Here is a 17,829-nt window from a genome sequence, read left to right as displayed (position 1 = left end):
TAAGTGGCAATTAAGAGCAAATTATTATGTTTCTCGTTACTGGAGCAACCGGACAACTTGGGCGGCGCATCGTGCGGCAATTAAGATTACAAGAGTCTTGTGTTCGGGCGTTTGTGCGTTTGAGGTCAGACTATTCTGAGCTAGAGAACCGAGGAGCCGAAATTTTTATCGGAGAACTAACCCAGGTTCGGGACATTGAAAAAGCGGTGCGAGGGGTTCAATTTGTGATTAGCGCTCATGGTGGTGAACGTGAAGCACTCAATTACCGTGCCAATATTGACTTGATTGATGCCGCGAAAGAACATGGTGTTCAGCATTTTGTATTTATTTCTGTTTTGGGAACGGATCGTGGCTACGAAGATGCGCCGACTTTTAAGGCGAAACGGGAAGTTGAAAAATATTTACAAGCGAGTGGACTTAACTTTACGATCCTTCGCCCCTCTGGGTTTGCCTCAAATTTGATTTCCTTGGCAGAGCAATTTCAGCGTACCGGAGTGTATTTGTTGATTGGCGATCCGCAAAGTCGCTCATCGATTGTGAGCACCGATGATTTAGCGCGCATTGCGATCGCGTCTCCGACCCTCGAAGCTGCATATCACCAAATTTTTTCGATCGGGGGTCCAGAGATTTTGCAACGCCAAGCCATTCCGCAAATTTTTGGACGGATTTACGATCGCGAGCCGATCATTCTCAATCCTCCTTTGTTGGCATTTGATGGGCTGCGAACTGCGATTGGTCTCCTCAATCCGACCGTTAAGGAATCGTTGGGAACGCTGCGAACGTTGTTGGCAAACGAGTTTTACATCACGCCCGAAGAAGTGGCGCGAATTGAATCAGTTTATGGGTTCAAACTGGAATCGTTAGAGAATTTTATGCGCCGTTACGTCAGTCCCTAATTCGGTACGCGCCACACCGGTGTAAACCGATGAATCAAAACCAAATTGAGCCTAAGGCGATCGCGACGATGGCACCGATCAGCGTGTTCACAATATTCACGACATCATGCGTCAAAAACGGAATTTTATCTTCGATTGTGGCTCCGATCAGGCTTTCGATCGTGGTGGCAACCAAGGCTGCGATCGCGCAAATCACAATTCCCAGAGGGGCGATCAATCCCACGATCCAGCCAACTAGCGCGATCGCCACCGCTCCCACAACCCCTGCCAAGGTTCCTTCCAAACTCACTGCGCCTTCTGTTCCCCGTGGCACAGCCTTCAATGTTGTGATCAAAAAGGTGCGCTGCCCGTAGGCTTTCCCAATTTCCGTAGCGCACGTATCTGATAATTTTGTGCAAAAACTTGCCACAAATCCCAATAGCAACAGCGAAATCCAATTGGCGTGCTGTTGTTGCACCGCTAGATAGAGCACTGCGATCGCACAGATCGCCCCAACCAGCGCCGAACCCCAGACATTGCCCGGTCCTCGTGCGCCCGATCGCGCCTCTGCAATTCCCAATTCCTCTTTCTGTGTCTTGCCGATAAATGTGACGCCCGACCCTGCCAAAAAATAGAACATTACCAACAGATAGCCTTGCCAACCGAGGCACAGCCACAGCAACACCCCTAGAACCCAAGCATGGACTAACCCTGCGGTAGTGAGTAATTTTTTGGGCGCAATAGCCGCGAGTCCTAAAAGAGCAGAATTCAGGACGACAGCAACAGTCCCATCTAGCAGGGTTGGAATTTGAACAAGCTCTGACATTGCGTCCACCAGAAATTCGCCATAATTATTTTGACACTCTCTGTTTTACAGTTCATCTTTTTGCCATTCATCTTTATTTTTTATGTCGTCAACGCTATTTCATCTTTCGTTTCCCGTCAGCGATATTTTTCAGACTAAAAAATATTATGTCGAGGGTTTGGGCTGTGGCTTGGGGCGAGAAAACGCGCATTCTGTGATTCTGAATTTATATGGTCATCAGCTAGTTGCTCACGTTACGGATGAGCCGTTGACGACCCAACGCGGCATCTATCCGCGCCATTTTGGGCTGGTGTTTACCGACGAATCAGATTGGAAAAATCTTTTAGAACGGGCGCAGCAGCAGCAGTTAGCGTTTTACCAACCATCGAAGCAGCGCTTTGTCGGCACGCCCCTCGAACACCGGACATTTTTCTTAGTCGATCCGTTTTTCAATTTGATGGAATATAAATATTACGCTTACCCTTCAGCAATTTTTGGCGATCGCGAGTTTTCTCAAATCGGCGATCCTTCGGAGTTTGCGTAGCAATCGCGCTCTTAGCCCTTAAGGGTTGATCGGCTCTTGAAGGACAGCAGCAACTGGCTCCATTAAGCTTTCAAGAATTACATTAAATGCTCTCGAATCGGTCACCATCCAAGCATGAAGCGGCACTCGCACTTGCATCTCTCGCCCCACGGGTAGCTGCGAACTCCGGGCAGGCAAAATCATGGTGTCTAACGGTGTCCAAATCGATGTGAAATTGATGCACTCTAGCGCTGACAAATCTTGATTGAGATCGGTAAGAAAAGCGCTCTGAGGACGCATTTGTAAACATCCTGGACGCTGAGATAAAAAGGCGGTCAGCGTGCCATTGTGAGGCGATGAAATGGTGATAAAACGCTGCACCCGATTCACCCCTCCCAAGCGCTGCACGTAATATCGGCTCACCAGTCCGCCCATGCTGAATCCAATTAGATCAAAAGGCTGTGAGTCTGGCAGCTTTGCATTGACGAAATCGGCAAGCTGATGGGCGAGAAAATCGAGGGTGCGATCGCCGTTAGCCGGAATCAGATCTAAGCTGTAGACCGTCCAGCCCAGTTGCTTTAATCGGGTGGTCATCAATTGAAAGATGGCAGCCGTGTCGGTGATGCCGTGAACCAGCACAACCGGATTTCGAGCTTGAGTATTCATCGTCGGTGAGGAGCAGTTTCATCTAAGGTAGTACGCTGAACCTAGTCTGATCTCTAGGATAGCGTTCAAACCGTCCTTCATCCTTACCAAGCGTTGCCGCAAGCGTCCCTCTCCTCACGACCTATACCGAACTCAACTGAGAACTGCTATTAGCAGATGGAAACGACTCTAGAGCAGATAATATCGCATTGGTCGAGGCTGTCCAACCAATGATGCCACCTTGCGATCGCACCATCTCTAAGGTGGCTTGCTTGAAGTGCGGAAAATAGCTTTCCGTTGCGTCTTCGACCAACAGGCATTCGTAGCCGCGATCGTTGGCTTCTCGTAGGGTCGTTTGGACACAAACTTCTGTGGTGACCCCGGTGATCAGTAGATGAGTGATGCCGCGATCGCGCAAATGCTCCTCCAACGGCGTCTTATAAAACGCTCCCTTTCCAGGCTTGGGAATTACGAGTTCATCCAGTTGGGGGGCGAGTTCTGGAATAATTTGGTTGCCGGGTTCTCCTAGCACCAGAATTCGTCCCATCGGTCCTGCATCCCCAATTTTTAGATTGCCTGTTCCTCGCTGCTGCTTGGCTACAGGGCAATCGGACAGATCGCTTTGATGACCTTCGAGGGTGTGGATAATTGGGAGGTTCAGGGCACGGAATGCGTCTAATAGTTGCTTGAGCGCGGGTACGATCGCTTGGAGTCGTTTGACATCATTTCCCAACGCATCCCCAAAACCACCGGGTTCTAAAAAGTCTCGCTGCATGTCAATAATCACAAGGGCAAGTTTCGGATGTTCGGGCAGAGGATAGTCGTAAGGTTGGGCTGGAATGGGGTTCATGGTTCGTGAGCGAGGGGCAAGGAGGGCGAATCAGGGTCATGGATGATGACGGGCTTTTCCCAGATCACTAAAACAATGCAGCCGTCTTTGCTGGTGACGCTGTGCTGGGTGTCTGGAGGATTAATCACCAACGTTCCGGTTTCATAGCTGCCGCGCTGATCTTGTTGCGACCCGGACAGAACTAAAATATGCTCAAATCCAGGGTGGCTATGATGGGGAACTTGGGCACCGGGCTGATAGCGTAAAAGGGCAGCGGCAGATGCGCCCGTTTCGTCTTCATAAAAGCGATAGATTTCGACACCCGGACGAAACGGTTGCCAGGGCAAGTCGTTTTGATGATGGGCAATGGTTAGACACTGTTGGAAAGTGAGCGAGTGCAGCATGACGTTGCTTAAGAGGAGTGACCTGCCATCCGACGACCAATTGTTGTGAGATCGACCTCTGCGATCGCACCTTCATAAACCAGTTTCCCGTCGCTCATCACCAAGATGCGATCGGCGAGGGTGAGCAATTCGTCTAAATCTTCACTCACCAGTAAGACGGCAACCCCTCGATTTCGGGCGGCGACAATTTCGCTGTGAATGTACTCTACCGCCGCAAAGTCCAGACCAAAGCAGGGATTGGACGCAATCAATAACCGAATTTGATCGGAGGATAGCTCTCGCGCTAAGACCGTTCGCTGGACGTTGCCCCCTGACAGGTTGCCAACGGGCGTGTTGACTGAAGGGGTGCGAATGGAGAACGTTTGCACCAAAGTCTGTGCCATCTGCCGCATGACGCGCAGCAGTAGAAATCCTTGCTTGGATTGCGGCGGACGATCGAACGTGCGTAGCGCTAGATTTTCGGAGACGCTCATGTGGGAAACACAGGCATTTTGCAGCGGCTCTTCGGGCAGCACAAAGACCTGATGCCGAAACATCTGAGCGCGAGTGGCAGTATACGGTTCGCCGTTGACGCAAATCTGCCCCGCCGTCGGCACCCGCTGACCTGCCAACGATTCCACCAATTCTTTCTGACCATTGCCAGACACCCCGGCAATGCCAACAATTTCGCCACTGTGAACGCTTAGGTTTAGGGTTGCGATCGCAGGCAGCCCATTATCTTTATCCGCACAGAGATTGTGAATTTCTAGTACGGGCGTCTCGGCGATCAACGTTGCCTTGGCGACAGTCTTTGCCGTTCGCTCTTCTCCGAGCATCATTTGCGCCATCGCAGCGATCGTTAACTCCTTGACGAAACCCTGCCCTGCTAGCCGTCCCTTTCGCAAGACCGTGACTTCATCCGCAAACGCCATCACCTCGCGAAACTTGTGAGAAATCATCAGCACGCTCAAATGCCCTGCGGTGACTTCTTTTCGCAACAGACCCAAAATTTCATCTGCTTCTCCGGGCGTTAGCACCGAGGTCGGTTCATCTAAAATCAACACTCGGCTTTTGAGATAAAGCTGCTTCAAAATTTCGAGCTTCTGCTTTTCTCCGGCGGCGAGTTGAGAAACCGGTCGAGTCAAGGGGATCTGGAACGGGGCAGCCTCCATAAATGCCTGAAGTTGCTCCATTTCCTGCCGCCAGTTGATCAGTTTGGGACTGTCAAATCGCGATAGCACCAAATTTTCCGCCACGGTCATCGCTGGAACCGACGTAAAGTGCTGGTAGACCATGCCAATGCCGAACTGATGAGCGACAGAAGGACTTTTGATCTCCTGCGATCGCCCCTCAATCAAGATCTCACCAGAGGTCGGTTGATAGAAGCCCATGATGCACTTCACAAGCGTGCTTTTTCCAGCCCCATTTTCACCGAGTAGAGCGTGAAAACTGCCGGGTTGTAGGTGTAGGGAGACGCGATCGAGGGCGATCAAGCTACCAAATTGTTTGGCGAGGTCAATCACTTTCAAATCCGGCGTTTGAGTTGAAGAGTAAAGGTCAGAGAGCATCACGAGATCTCCAGATGAAATACTTAAGTGAATCAAAAGTTATTCAGAATAAGAATCAGTCTTACTATGGTTTTATGAATTTCAAAACTACACAAAATTTATGGCTTCTAACAAAGCAGATGAATCAGCTACAGCCCCAAAAACACCGCCCTGCATCTTCACCATCTTGAGAGCGGCTAAATGATTGCCATAATCGGTGGCTCCGGTGCAGTCTGAGAGCAGCAGACATTCATAGCCGCGATCGTTGGCGTCTCGCATCGTCGTGTGGACGCAGACATCGGTTGTGATCCCGGTGAGCAGGATGTTTTGAATGCCCTGACGCTTCAGAATCAGATCGAGATCGGTGGCGTAAAATGATCCCTTTCCAGGTTTGTCGATAATCACCTCTCCCTCTAGGGGCGCTAATTCTGGAATAATTTCCCAGCCGGGTTCTCCCCGCACCAAAATTCGACCGCAAGGACCCGGATCGCCAATTCCTGCCCCAATCTGCCGCGATCGCCACTGCTTATTTTCTGGCAAATCGGCGAGATCGGGGCGATGTCCTTCGCGGGTATGAATGATGTGAAATCCTTGCTGCCGCGCCATAAACAAGACTTTGCTAATCGGCTCAATGGGGGCGCGGGTCAGCGACAGATCATAGCCCATGCGATCGACATAGCCCCCGATGCCACAAAAGTCAGTCTGCATATCGATGATGATCAGCGCGGTATTTTCAGGACGCAAATCGCCGTTATAGGGATAGGGATAAGGGTCTGCGGCAACAAATTTGCTCATGATGTCTCTCCGATGTTTATTTCGACTCCTTCACTCGCGCTGCGATATATGCCCGCCAGCCGCCCCAGTGAGTAATCTCGATGCCAGTTTCACAGAGGGCGGCTTCTCCCAAAACGCCTAAAACCTCCTCCCCATCGTTTAGACAGACTTTTCCAATACACAGCCCTGGCGGTTCTTGCAAAAGAATGGTGCCGAGTCCTTGGAGGGGAACGTTCCAAACTTCGAGCGCGATCGCCTGACCTCCACCCGTGACGCGCATCATCGCAGGATGGCGATCGCCAATTGACCACAGTCGGTAGGTCGGTTTGGTCTGGGCGTCTCGCTCAAAGGTTGCTCCGACGGCAAGCAAATTTCCGTTGAGTTCCAAGCCGCGCATCAGCGTACCATTCACCGCAAGGTTCACCCTATCGAGCATCGTTTTGGCTCTCACTTTACAATCGAGATTCGCTGGGCTTACCTAAGGCTCCTGGCACTCCCGCCAAGGTTCGCTGGGGAGAGCAGGTGAGGATCATAATCAGCAGCGTCAAAATATAGGGAGAAGCGTTGAAGAGGTAATAGTAAGAGTCTACGCCGACCGATTGGAGGGCAGGCCCGATCGCCTGAGCGCCCCCAAACAGCAGGGAAGCATAGAGGCATTGAATCGGATTCCACCGGGCAAAAATCACGAGCGCCACAGCCATCAAGCCCTGACCACTTGAAATGCGTTCTGTCCAGCTACCGGGGTAAAACAGAGAAAGAGATGCGCCGCCAATGCCCGCTAGAAAACTGCCCGCCATGATGCTCAAGAGCCGCACGTTATAGATCGACACTCCCATCGCACGAGCGGCATCTGGACTATCGCCCACCGCTCGGATCAGCAAGCCCCAACGGGTCGAGCGAAAAAACCACTGCATCAGAGGCGCGATCGCAATCCCCAACAAAAACAAAGGGCTGACTTTCAGCGCCGACTCCACCGCAGGCAGGCTGCTCCAAGCACCAAAATCCAGCGTCGGCAGTTGGGGAGCAGAAGGCTGAATGAAAGGTTTCCCCAAAAAGAATGCCACGCCACTACCAAAGATAATCATGGCGATGCCCACCGCAACATCATTGACTCTAGGACGCTGAGCAACGATGCCGTGAATTAAGCCAAACCCCAGCCCCGCCAGCCCTGCCGCCCCTACCCCAAGCCACGGCGATCCGGTGAGATAGGAAATGGCATAGGCACTCATCGCGCCCATGAGCAGCGTCCCTTCCAAACCGAGGTTAATCTTGCCACTCTTTTCAGTGAGACATTCCCCCAAACTAACAAACAGAAACGGCGCACTGCCGCGCAAAGTTCCTGCCACAATGCCGAGCGGAACGCCCCACCACCCCAAAACTTCAGTCGTCATGACCCAATTCTCCAGATTAAGTGTTCTTTTTAGCTGTGGGCGCGATGAGTGCAGAGCGCAACTCCGCAGGAAACGGCTATGCCACACTCGGAGCGATCGCACTCCGTTCTTTAAACATCTCAAACTTTCCGTAAAGAGATTCGCTGTAGAGAACCACCAGAAATACCAATCCCTGAAAAACAAGCGCTGTCGCATCAGGCAAGTTGTGACTGCGTTGCAAAATTCCGCTACTGGCGAGAATGCCGCCCAGCAACACCGAAACCAAGACAGCCGCCAAGGGATTGTGCCGTGCCACAAATGCCACCAACACGCCGCCGTAGCCATAGTTAGCATTGAGAGATTCATTCGCCCGTCCGTGGACAGCCGCCACTTCGACCATGCCAGCCAAGCCCGCACAGGCTCCGCCCAAAAAACAAATCGCCATCGTTAATTTGCCAACGGGCAGACCCGCAATTCGAGCGGCGCGAAGATTTCCCCCCGCGATCCGGGCTGCAAACCCAAAGGTAGTGCGCTGAATCAGCAGATAAGCCAGCCCACAGGCAACAATGCCAAATAGCAGTCCGTAATGCACCCTCGTCCCCGGCAGGGTGCCCAACATACTCGCCATGCCAATGGGATAGGTCGAGGGCTTGTTGAGCGAACTCGGATCGCGCATGACACCTGAGACAAGCTGATTGAGAATAGCGATCGCAATATAGTTCAGCAGCAAACTACTGATCGTCTCGTTGACCGCTCGGTAGTGGCGGAGCGCCCCGACCAGGGCAATCCACAGTCCACCTGCCACAATTCCGCCTAGCGCCATGCCAATCTGAACGATCGTCGGCGCACTGCCATCTAGGAACAGCCCAACGGCGACAGCACTGAGTCCGCCAATCACGATCGCGCCTTCGTTGCCAATGATGACCAGTCCAAGCCGTGCCGGAAGGGCTGTACAGAGCGAACTGAGCATTAGGGGCGCGGCTCGAATCAAGGTATTTTGAAACGAACTCCAGGTGCCAAATGCCGCTCGATAAATCGAGGAATACACCCCGAATGGATTTGCACCTGCGATCGCACAGAACCCACCAAACAGAACGAGCGCAACAAGCAACGCCCCAATAGGGATACAAATCGCTTCCAAGGTTTTTCGCCAGTGTTTCACCATCATCCCGTCACCTTACCGTCAACTCCTTCCACCAGCCAATTCATCTTCTCTAGCTCAATCGCCTGCTGCTTCATTTCCTGCTGCGCTTGAATTTGCACCTTGCCTGTGTTGTCTTTGATTTCGCCCTTATAGATTGCCACCTCGTTGCTCAGCAATCGCTGTTTGGCAGCCTCGGCATCTGCTTTCGCTTTTGCTGTGACCGCAGCACCGTAAGGGGAAAGCTTGCAGAATTGGCTAGAGAGACCGCCCCGCAGCAAGTGAGGAATACTGTCATCCATCAAGGTTTTGTCGGCTAAAAGTTCTTGAGCATATTGAGTGTAGATGCTTGACCAGTCCCACTCTGCGCCCGTGAGATAGCCTTTAGGAGCAAGGCTCGCCTGATCCGCGTGATAGCCAGAGCAATAAATGCCGCGTTTCTCCGCCGTTTCCATGATCACTTTAGGGCTATCCACATGACAGGTCACCACATCGACCCCTTGGTCTGCCATGCTGTTCGTGGTTTCAGCTTCCTTGACGGGTTCTGACCATTCGCCTGTAAAAATGACTTGGGTTTTCACCGTTGGATTGACAGAGCGTGCCCCCAGCGTAAAGCTATTGATATTTCGCAACACTTGAGGAATGGGCTTAGCCGCCACAAACCCTAACTTATTCGATTGAGTTGCATGTCCGGCGACGATACCCGCAATGTATTGGGCTTCGTCAATGTAGCCAAAATAGCTGCCGACATTATTTGGGTGAACCCCCTCTTGATACAGCCCACCCGCGTGAAAGAACTGCACCTTGGGAAATTCCTTTGCCACTGCCAAAACATGAGGATCAAAATAGCCGAAGGACGTGGGAAATATCACCGTTGCGCCATCTAAATTAATCATGCTCCGCATCGTTTCTTGCACCGCATTAGTTTCGGCAACATTGGCTTCTTCCACCACCCGAATACCCGGAATTTTAGCGATCGCGGCTGCCCCCAAAGCATGGGCTTGGCTATAGCCGTAATCGTCTTTCGGTCCAACGTAGATAAAGCCGACGGTGAGTGGCTCGCCCTTGCCGCCTGTGGCGTTGCTGTTTACAGAAGTGCAACCTGCCCCAAATTTAGCAACCCCCAAGGCAGATGCGGCTAACAGCCCCCGCATGACCTGCCGCCGTGATAGATAGAAAGCCTGTCTGTGCGTCATGCTAACTCCCCTCCGAAAAGAGATTGAGATGCTGAAATTACGGAGAGTTTACCAGGGTGAACCGAGTCTAGAAATATGAAAAAGTGCGAGAAAAGTTAGCCCAAGGTGCGAGAAAAGTAATTTCTATAACAAAGTTCGGGTTCGGAACCTGCGTAGGATCAAGTCCTCTAGAGGCTGCTGGCGATTCGCACAACTTTGAAAGAACCGCTAGTTGGTGAGCCTCTCTACCGGAGCTTCGCACATCTATGAAGTCTGAAGATGCCCTAGAACTCATTGAAACGGTTCTCGATGATCATCATCTCAATCGGCTGCAAATGGCTATCCTACACCATGCTTGGCAAGATCAGTCTTATCAAGAAATTGCCAGCATCACGGGATATGAAGTGGGGTATGTGAAGCAAACGGGCGCTCATCTCTGGCAGCAACTTTCGCAGAAATTAGGGAAGAAGGTCACGAAACACAATCTGCATCAAGTTTTACAGCGTCAAGATCGGAGCAAACCGCTCCCCCCTCCTGCCATTCTCACGCCCCAACCCCGGATAGACTGGGGCGATGCGCCCGACACGTCGATTTTTTATGGGCGAGTGGCAGAACTGGAGCAACTAGAAGGCTGGCTGATGCAGGAAGGCTGTCGGTTTGTCGGAATCTTGGGCATGGGTGGCATTGGCAAAACTGCCTTAACCATCCAATTTGGACGCCAACTTCAAGATCGCTTTGACTGGGTAATTTGGCGATCGCTCCAACACATGCCGACGTTGCAAGATCTGCTCAGCGATCTGCTGCGATCGCTTCGCCCTCAATCTCTAACCGACCTTCCCGATACGGTAGAGGCGGGTCTCCGGCAATTGCTCGACATTCTCCGCCACTCACGGGGGCTGCTGATTCTTGATAATGCCGAAACGATTATGCAGGCAGGACATCTGGCGGGACATTATTCTGTCGGATACGAAAACTATGGTCAGCTTTGGCGCTATCTGTGCGATCGCGACCATCGCAGTGCGGTGTTGCTAACAAGTCGAGAACAGCCTCGCGAGATGGCAACCCAAGAAGGCACAACACTCCCGATCCGATCGCTCTATCTCAACGGAATTTCGCCTCAGACTGGGCAGCAACTCGTACAGCTGAAAGGAGAGTTTATCGGCACGGCTGACCAGTGGCACACTTTGGTCAACCATTACGGCGGCAATCCTCTGGCGTTAAAGATGGTAGCGGCGGTGGTTCGGCGCTGTTTTGATGGACAAATTGAGCCATTTCTAGACTTGCTGATCCAGGGGCAGTCTGTCTTTGACGATATCCGACAACTGCTCACCGGACAGATCGATCGACTGTCGGATCTAGAACGGCACGTCCTGTACTGGTTTGCCATTTACCGGGAATCAGGAACGCTGGCAGACTTGCGATCGGATCTGCTGCCCTCGGTGAGGTTAGGCGATTTGCTCGAAGCGTTAAATTCCTTACAGGCGCGATCGCTGATCGAACGAAAAGCCAATCGGTTTACGCTTCAGCCTGTGGTGCTAGAATACCTCACTGAAGGCTTGATCAAGCAGGCATCCCACGAGCTAGAGACGTTAGGGCAGGCAGATCCCCACATTCACCTCTTGCGCTCCCATGCCCTCTTAAAGGCAGACGCCCCAGACTACCTTCGCGGTTGGCAGCGTCGCCTTCTGCTTCAGCCCATTGTCGATCAATGCTTGAGCCAGCAAGGTTTAGCGGATTTCACAACCGGAGTGCGGCGGGCTTTGGAGGCATTTCGAGAACAGCCCAAAACGCAGGTGGGCTATCTCAGTGGCAATCTGCTCAATCTGCTGCTTCAGCTTCAGGTGGACTTGACCGGATGGGACTTCTCTCAACTCCCGCTCTGGCAAGCCGATTTGCGAGGAGCGGTGTTGCATCACGTCAACCTCAGCCAAGCGGATGTCTCAAAAACGGCGTTTAAGGAGTCCTTTAGCCAAATTCTCGCGATCGCATTCAGTCTGGACGGCAAACTCCTGGCAACAGGAGATATCAACCACGAGATTCATGTGCGGCAGGTGATCGATGGGAAGCCCTTGTTTAGCTGCCGCATGGAAGCGGGTTGGGTATGGTCGGTGGCGTTTAGCCCGGATGGTCGCTGGCTAGCGAGTAGCGCCAATCGCACCGTCGCCCTGTGGGATGTGCAAACCGGAGAGTGCTTGCACACGTTTGAAGGCTATGCCGATCGCGTGTTTTCCCTAGCGTTTAGTCCGGATGGTCGGCTGTTAGCAAGCGGCAGCGAAGATCGGCTGATTCGCATTTGGGAGATCAAAACCCAAAAACTGGTGCATGTCCTCAAGGGGCATGATTGTGAGGTGCGATCGATTGCCTTTGCGCCTCATCGGTATCCAGCCGTGACTCAGCCGCCGTCTCCTAACGCTGGATATCTTTTGGCAAGCGGCAGTTTCGATCGCACCGTGCGGCTGTGGGATGTTCAAAGTGGAACGTGCCTCAAGATTCTCAAGGCGCACACGGGCTGGGTGTTCTCGGTGGCGTTTAGTCCGGAGGGTCGTTGGTTAGCCAGCAGTAGCCGCGATCGCACCGTCAAACTGTGGCAGGTCGAGTCTGGGCACTGTCAGGCTACGATCGCGGCTCATCCTCACCAGATTCGCGCTGTCACCTTTGCGAGGGACGGCAAAACCTTAGTCACTGGCTGTGATGACCATCGCCTTCGGGTTTGGAACTACTATACGGGCGAATGTCTGCGCGTGCTGAAGGGACACCAAAGCTGGATTTCTGCGATCGCGATCTGCCCAGCCACCCAGGTACTTGCCAGCGCCAGTGAAGATCAGTCCGTGCGCTTGTGGGAAGGTCATAGCCATCGCTGCATCAAGACCTTTCGAGGACACAGTAACGGCGTCTGGGGGATTGCGTTGAGTCCTGACACTCGGCAGTTAGCCAGTGGACATCAGGACGGTCAGATCCGCCTCTGGTCGCTTCAGCATCTCCCTGCCTGGGATGCTTCTGAGTCAAAAGAGCCTCAGTCGCCTCAAAAAATCCTGCGAGGACACGAAAGCTGGGTGTGGTCAGTGGCGTTTAGTCCTCACCGTGATCTGCTAGCGAGTGGCAGCGAAGATCGCACCGTCCGGCTGTGGCACGCTCAGACTGGCAAACTGCTCTCTACGCTGTACGGTCACAGTGATGCCGTCCTTTCAGTCGTGTTTAGCCAAGATAAACAAACGCTCATCAGTGGCAGCCTTGATGGGACACTGCGGATCTGGGATATCCCGACGACTCAGTGTCGCCAGATTTTGGAGGGACATCGCAGCGGTGTATGGGCGATCGCGCTGAGTCCAGATGGGCAAACCTTAGCCAGTGGCAGCCAAGACACAACGATTCGCCTGTGGGAATTATCTACCGGACGCTGCATCAAAGTTCTCGCCGATCATCGCAGTTGGGTTCGCTGTGCAGCATTTAGCCCCGATGGGAAAACCCTAGCAAGCGGTAGCGCAGATGGCGTGATTAAGCTGTGGGATTTAGCAAACGGGCGATGCGCTCAGACCCTCCAAGCCCAAGCCGTACCCGTTCTCACCCTAGCCTTTGACCCACTGCGCCCTATTCTTGTCAGTAGCGGCGTTGATGCCACGATTCGCTTTTGGAATTGGACAGAGACCCCTGCCACCTACACTGCACAATTCGGCGGACATTCTCGCTGGATTCGGGAACTCTGCTATGGCTCGGAGGGGCGAGTTCTCGCCAGTTGTAGTCAAGATGAAACCATTAAGCTGTGGCAACTGCCAGATCAGCAAAATAGCATTCCTTTACATCGGGCGACTCTAATCCAAACGCTACGGGTTCCCCGTCCTTACGAAGGATTGAATCTCACCGGAGCGGTTGGTCTGACGATGGCTCAATTAACTGCCATGCAACGATTGGGTGCGATCGCGCCTTCTGACTAACTGACTAACGCCTAATCTTGCAATCGTCGTTCATGATAGACGGTTATCCTGACAATCCTTGCTGTCTTTCTTCTGGAACCGTTAATACATCAACCCCACGACGGCGTAATTCGGTTGCGATCGCTCGATGAACGTGTTCATTCAGAGATAAAAGGCAACGCTCATCTGAGCAATCCTTGCTGCTGCAATCTAGCTATAAGTGGAGATTCTTCCGCCTCAGCACGCCTTGCTTAGGAACGTTATTTTCGTCGATTTGAATATGTTTATACTCTGTGGAAACAAGAGCCATAGCGTTGGTCTGGGTTGTGTTTCTGAAATTCTATTTTTCTATTATGATTCGCTCATGTGGGTTAAGCGATCTTCTGCTGTTATGATTGGCTGCGTATCCTTTGCAAGTCGCACTTTCACTCTTTGCGTGTAAGTTTTTATGTCTGTTCAGTTGTTTCTGAAACCTCTAACTCTGCTAATTGTGAGCGGGTTGCTCTCCTTCAGTCCTAGCCTGTTGCCTTCTCAATCTAGATTGATGGCACAAACCTCAAGAAAATCGGGTGAAGAATTGGTAATTCAAGGCTTGCAGTTCGTTCAGCAAAGGCGATTGAGTGATGCGATCGCAGTCTTCCGCGAAGCCGCTCGTGTCAATCCACGCTTAACCGCCGCCCATTACAATTTAGGGCTAGCACTTCGCCAGCAAGGACAACTTCAAGGCTCTGCCGATGCGTTTTATCTAGCCACCCAATCGAGTCCAAATTTTGCCCTAGCTTATGCAAATTTGGGAGCCGCGCTATTAGAAGGAAGTAATTTACAGCAAGCCAAAGACTATTTGCAACGATCGCTAGAACTCGATCCAAAATTAGGACTGTCTCACTACAATCTCGGCTTGCTGTTGGGGCGAGAAGGCAATCTGCCGGGCGCGATCGCAGCGTTTCAAAATGCCTCAAAACTGAGCGCCAATGCCTCAGAACCCCTCTATCATTTAGGGTTAGTCTATCAGCGCCAAGGCAAAACGAACGATGCGATCGTGGCATTCAAACAAGCGATTGGGCGCAATTCGAGCTATGCAGACGCTCACTATAGTTTGGGATCAATTCTCTACACTCAGGGCGATTTAGAAGGCGCGCTTTCTGCCTTTCGACAAGCGACTCAAGCCAATCCAAAATTTGCCAACGCTTATTATGCCGCAGGTCTAGCGTTTGTCCGAAAAGGAAACGTCCAGGAAGCCCAACGAGTTCTCGCCTACGCTGGCAACCTATATTCGGCTCAAGGCAATTCGCAGTGGGCAACGAAAACGCAACAGCAACTTCAACGCCTGCGTAGTCGATAAAAGCCGTTGATCAGGAAAATAGGCGTGACCAACTTTGCAAACGCTGTCATCGAAACGAATCGAGATCTAGGGCCGCAGACCCCCCTTCTTCTAGCTGAACTAGAATTTTGCCCAATTGCGACCACACCAGCCAACTGACAAACGCCGTCATCGGCACTGCGATCGCATAGGCGAGCCTGGTTGGAAACCCAAAAATCTCAACACCAGATGCCAAAAAGAAACAAGAGCCGCCTGCCATTCCCAAAAAGGGTAAGAAAAGGTTAAACCCGCGCATATTTGCCAAACTACGAGTCGAACGATTTTTAGACCAATCTTGCACAGATTGCGTTAAGACTGCCTGAAACGCAAGCCCAGACGCAAGACTCGCAAGCAGACCTGCACATAGGAGAAGATAGGGGGGCTGAGGGAAAAAGTAGTTCACAGTTCGTCTTGAGGGGCTAAAGGGCAGACACGGGAAACCCGTTACTTTTTGTCATACTCAATCCTACCGTCAATCCTTCATCATTGGTCAGTGGCATGGCTCACTCCTAGATTGTTCTTACTACTAGAGTGTAGGAAAGGTTATCTAAAGTCGGTAAGAGAGACCACTGACGGCATAAAGGCGGCAGCGCGAGCGGTCGAAAAGTCTGCGATCGCGCCTAGGGCAGCGTTAAAGATCCGGGCAGGTTGAATCTCGTCTTTGATCAGATTCCACAATTGTTGAACTTCTTCGGTATGGAGGCGATCGTCTTCGGTAAGCGCTAAGAGTAGCTGCCGTCGGAGATATTTTCCTTCATCAGAAAGCAAATACTGCAAGCCAAGTTGGGCGGTCGGTAGGAGGTCGAAGGTCTCATCGGCGCGTGCGATCGCAATCATATTCTCTAATCGCCGCCACTGGAATTTACCATCTTTGAACAAAACTTCAATCAAGCGACGCCGCAATCTTGGAGATTCTCCAGTCAGCAACCGGCGAGCAACGTAAGGATACGCCACCTCAACGATTCTAAAATCTGGGTTGAGCGTAATCGCCAAGCCTTCTTGGGTAACTAGCGATCGAATGATCAACGCAAACTTGGCAGGCACTCGGAACGGGTAGTCATACATCAACTCGCTAAAGCGATCAGTAATTGTTTTGAAGTTAAAATCTCGAACGCTATCGCCCATGATGTCGCCCAACACCGACTCGATCGCTGGCACAATCGGGTAAATATCAGTACCCGGAGCCAAAAACCCAAGTTTGACAAAATCGTGCGCTAGATCCACATAATCTTTGTTGATCAGATGCACAACGGCATCCACTAGCGTTTCCTTTGCCTCTTCTTCTAGCTGATCCATCATGCCGAAGTCGATAAATGCCATTTTCCCCCCGTTCTCTCCGGGCACAGCAAAGAGGTTGCCTGGGTGCGGATCGGCATGGAAAAAGCCATATTCCAGCAGTTGCCGTAAGCCTGCCGTTACGCCAATTCGGATGAGGGCATCGGTATCTAGCCCCGCTTGCTCAATGCTCGCCGTGTCAGTCAGCTTAAAGCCATGAATCCACTCCAAGATCAGAACGCGCTGGGTGCAGTGCCGCCAATAGATTTTAGGAACTTTCACAGTCGGATCGTTGCGGAAATGTGTGGCAAACTTTTCGGCGTTGCGTCCTTCATTGAGGTAATCGATTTCCTCAAAAAGTTTTGTGCCAAATTCGTCTACAATCAGCCTCAGATCATGACCCAAATTCAACGGTAGCCAAGGAGCTAGCCAGCCCGCCGCCCATCGCATCAGATACAGATCGAGCGTCAGGGTAGGCAGAAGATTTGGGCGCTGAACCTTAACCGCAACTTCTTCACCGGTTTTGAGCCGCGCTTTGTAAACTTGCGCCAAACTCGCCGCCGCTATGGGATTGGGTGAGAAATCATCAAAAACCTCGTCAATTTCGGCGTCTAAATCTGATCGAAGAATGCGGAAAGCGATCTCGTTTGGAAACGGGGGCAACTGATCTTGCAGTTTGATTAATTCGTCTAGATAGTCACGCCGAATCAGGTCAGGGCGCGTAGAGAGTGCCTGCCCAACTTTAATGTAGGCTGGTCCTAGCGTGGTCAAAATTTGGCGCAATTGCGCGGCACGACGAAGCTTGTTTTGCGCTTTGCGATCGAACCATGGGTCGAGCTTGAGTCCAAGAATAAAGCCAGCGAAATACCAAATGATCCGAAGCGATCGCCAAACTGCCCACCAGGGACGAAGACCATAATATCGGGCGATTTCGGTAGCGTCGTAGCGTCTCAGGTGAGACAAAGAAATTCGACCCACGGGTTTATCTTACCTCTTGAAACGAAGGATGCGGACAACCATCAACAGCAGTTGAGCCTTGCAACCGTACTTTCCACTTCTATCTCTACCTTTAAACCAAAAGTTTAGCGATCAGAAGTTCAGGGAATCCCTTGATGCCCGACTGCTTTTTGAATGATTACTATTTGTTGCTTTTATCTCATTCTAGTATATAAAACTACAACTTCTAGAACAATATTGAGCCACAAAAACAAAGCTC

At 51.7% G+C, this 17,829-nt stretch carries 16 protein-coding genes; 4 read left to right on the top strand and 12 right to left on the bottom strand.

Features of this window, described 5'->3' with window-relative positions:
- Positions 1-26: 26 nt before the first annotated feature.
- Positions 27-896 (top strand): SDR family oxidoreductase, encoded by an 870-nt coding sequence (locus tag GS601_RS03730; RefSeq protein ID WP_162421922.1) that lies wholly within the window; start codon positions 27-29, stop codon positions 894-896.
- A 34-nt stretch (positions 897-930) separates the two neighbouring features.
- On the opposite strand, the gene GS601_RS03725 is transcribed toward GS601_RS03730, so the two are convergent.
- Positions 931-1,701 carry a TIGR00297 family protein gene (locus GS601_RS03725; protein ID WP_162421921.1) on the bottom strand — a complete coding sequence of 257 codons (771 nt, stop codon included), beginning with the start codon at positions 1,699-1,701 and terminating at the stop codon, positions 931-933.
- An 82-nt stretch (positions 1,702-1,783) separates the two neighbouring features.
- Here GS601_RS03725 and GS601_RS03720 point away from each other — a divergent pair, with 82 nt between their 5' ends.
- A complete protein-coding gene (locus GS601_RS03720; protein WP_162421920.1) occupies positions 1,784-2,224 on the top strand; it encodes a VOC family protein in 441 nt (146 codons plus the stop codon).
- 18 nt (positions 2,225-2,242) lie between these two features.
- Here GS601_RS03720 and GS601_RS03715 read toward each other — a convergent pair whose 3' ends face one another.
- From GS601_RS03715 to GS601_RS03675, 9 genes are all read right to left on the bottom strand, one after another.
- Complete coding sequence (locus tag GS601_RS03715) at positions 2,243-2,869, bottom strand: esterase/lipase family protein (RefSeq protein WP_162421919.1); 627 nt, start codon at positions 2,867-2,869, stop codon at positions 2,243-2,245.
- Positions 2,870-2,990: 121 nt separating this feature from the next.
- The gene (locus tag GS601_RS03710) at positions 2,991-3,698 is read right to left on the bottom strand and encodes a cysteine hydrolase family protein (protein ID WP_162421918.1); all 708 of its coding nucleotides are present in this window, start codon (positions 3,696-3,698) and stop codon (positions 2,991-2,993) included.
- Complete coding sequence (locus GS601_RS03705) at positions 3,695-4,081, bottom strand: cupin domain-containing protein (protein WP_162421917.1); 387 nt, start codon at positions 4,079-4,081, stop codon at positions 3,695-3,697. The genes GS601_RS03710 and GS601_RS03705 overlap by 4 nt, the downstream gene beginning before the upstream one ends.
- An 8-nt stretch (positions 4,082-4,089) precedes the next feature.
- Positions 4,090-5,628: an ABC transporter ATP-binding protein gene (locus GS601_RS03700; RefSeq protein WP_162421916.1), complete on the bottom strand. Its 1,539-nt coding sequence runs from the start codon at positions 5,626-5,628 to the stop codon at positions 4,090-4,092.
- A gap of 87 nt (positions 5,629-5,715) precedes the next feature.
- On the bottom strand, positions 5,716-6,402 hold the full coding sequence (gene biuH, locus GS601_RS03695; RefSeq protein WP_162421915.1) for a biuret amidohydrolase: 687 nt from the start codon (positions 6,400-6,402) through the stop codon (positions 5,716-5,718).
- A gap of 16 nt (positions 6,403-6,418) precedes the next feature.
- Positions 6,419-6,817, bottom strand: a complete 399-nt coding sequence (locus GS601_RS03690; protein ID WP_162421914.1) for an allophanate hydrolase-related protein — start codon at positions 6,815-6,817, stop codon at positions 6,419-6,421.
- Positions 6,818-6,833: 16 nt separating this feature from the next.
- The gene (locus GS601_RS03685) at positions 6,834-7,772 is read right to left on the bottom strand and encodes an ABC transporter permease (RefSeq protein ID WP_162421913.1); all 939 of its coding nucleotides are present in this window, start codon (positions 7,770-7,772) and stop codon (positions 6,834-6,836) included.
- 76 nt (positions 7,773-7,848) lie between these two features.
- The gene (locus GS601_RS03680; protein ID WP_338016954.1) at positions 7,849-8,919 is read right to left on the bottom strand and encodes an ABC transporter permease; all 1,071 of its coding nucleotides are present in this window, start codon (positions 8,917-8,919) and stop codon (positions 7,849-7,851) included.
- On the bottom strand, positions 8,916-10,088 hold the full coding sequence (locus tag GS601_RS03675) for a BMP family ABC transporter substrate-binding protein (RefSeq protein ID WP_162421912.1): 1,173 nt from the start codon (positions 10,086-10,088) through the stop codon (positions 8,916-8,918). The genes GS601_RS03680 and GS601_RS03675 overlap by 4 nt, the downstream gene beginning before the upstream one ends.
- 245 nt (positions 10,089-10,333) lie before the next feature.
- On the opposite strand from GS601_RS03675, the gene GS601_RS03670 reads away from it, so the two are divergent.
- Positions 10,334-13,999, top strand: coding sequence for a WD40 domain-containing protein (locus GS601_RS03670; protein WP_162421911.1), 3,666 nt, complete (start codon positions 10,334-10,336; stop codon positions 13,997-13,999).
- 427 nt (positions 14,000-14,426) lie between these two features.
- Positions 14,427-15,320, top strand: a complete 894-nt coding sequence (locus tag GS601_RS03665) for a tetratricopeptide repeat protein (RefSeq protein ID WP_162421910.1) — start codon at positions 14,427-14,429, stop codon at positions 15,318-15,320.
- Between the two features lie 46 nt (positions 15,321-15,366).
- On the opposite strand, the gene GS601_RS03660 is transcribed toward GS601_RS03665, so the two are convergent.
- Positions 15,367-15,741: a hypothetical protein gene (locus GS601_RS03660; RefSeq protein ID WP_162421909.1), complete on the bottom strand. Its 375-nt coding sequence runs from the start codon at positions 15,739-15,741 to the stop codon at positions 15,367-15,369.
- Between the two features lie 140 nt (positions 15,742-15,881).
- Entirely contained in the window at positions 15,882-17,591 is a 1,710-nt protein-coding gene (locus GS601_RS03655) for an AarF/UbiB family protein (RefSeq protein ID WP_162421908.1), read from the bottom strand.
- Between the last annotated feature and the right edge of the window lie 238 nt (positions 17,592-17,829).

It is taken from the genome of Myxacorys almedinensis A (assembly GCF_010091945.1).
GTDB classification, from domain to species: domain Bacteria; phylum Cyanobacteriota; class Cyanobacteriia; order Leptolyngbyales; family Leptolyngbyaceae; genus Myxacorys; species Myxacorys almedinensis.
This window is presented reverse-complemented; position numbering and strand designations above follow the sequence as displayed.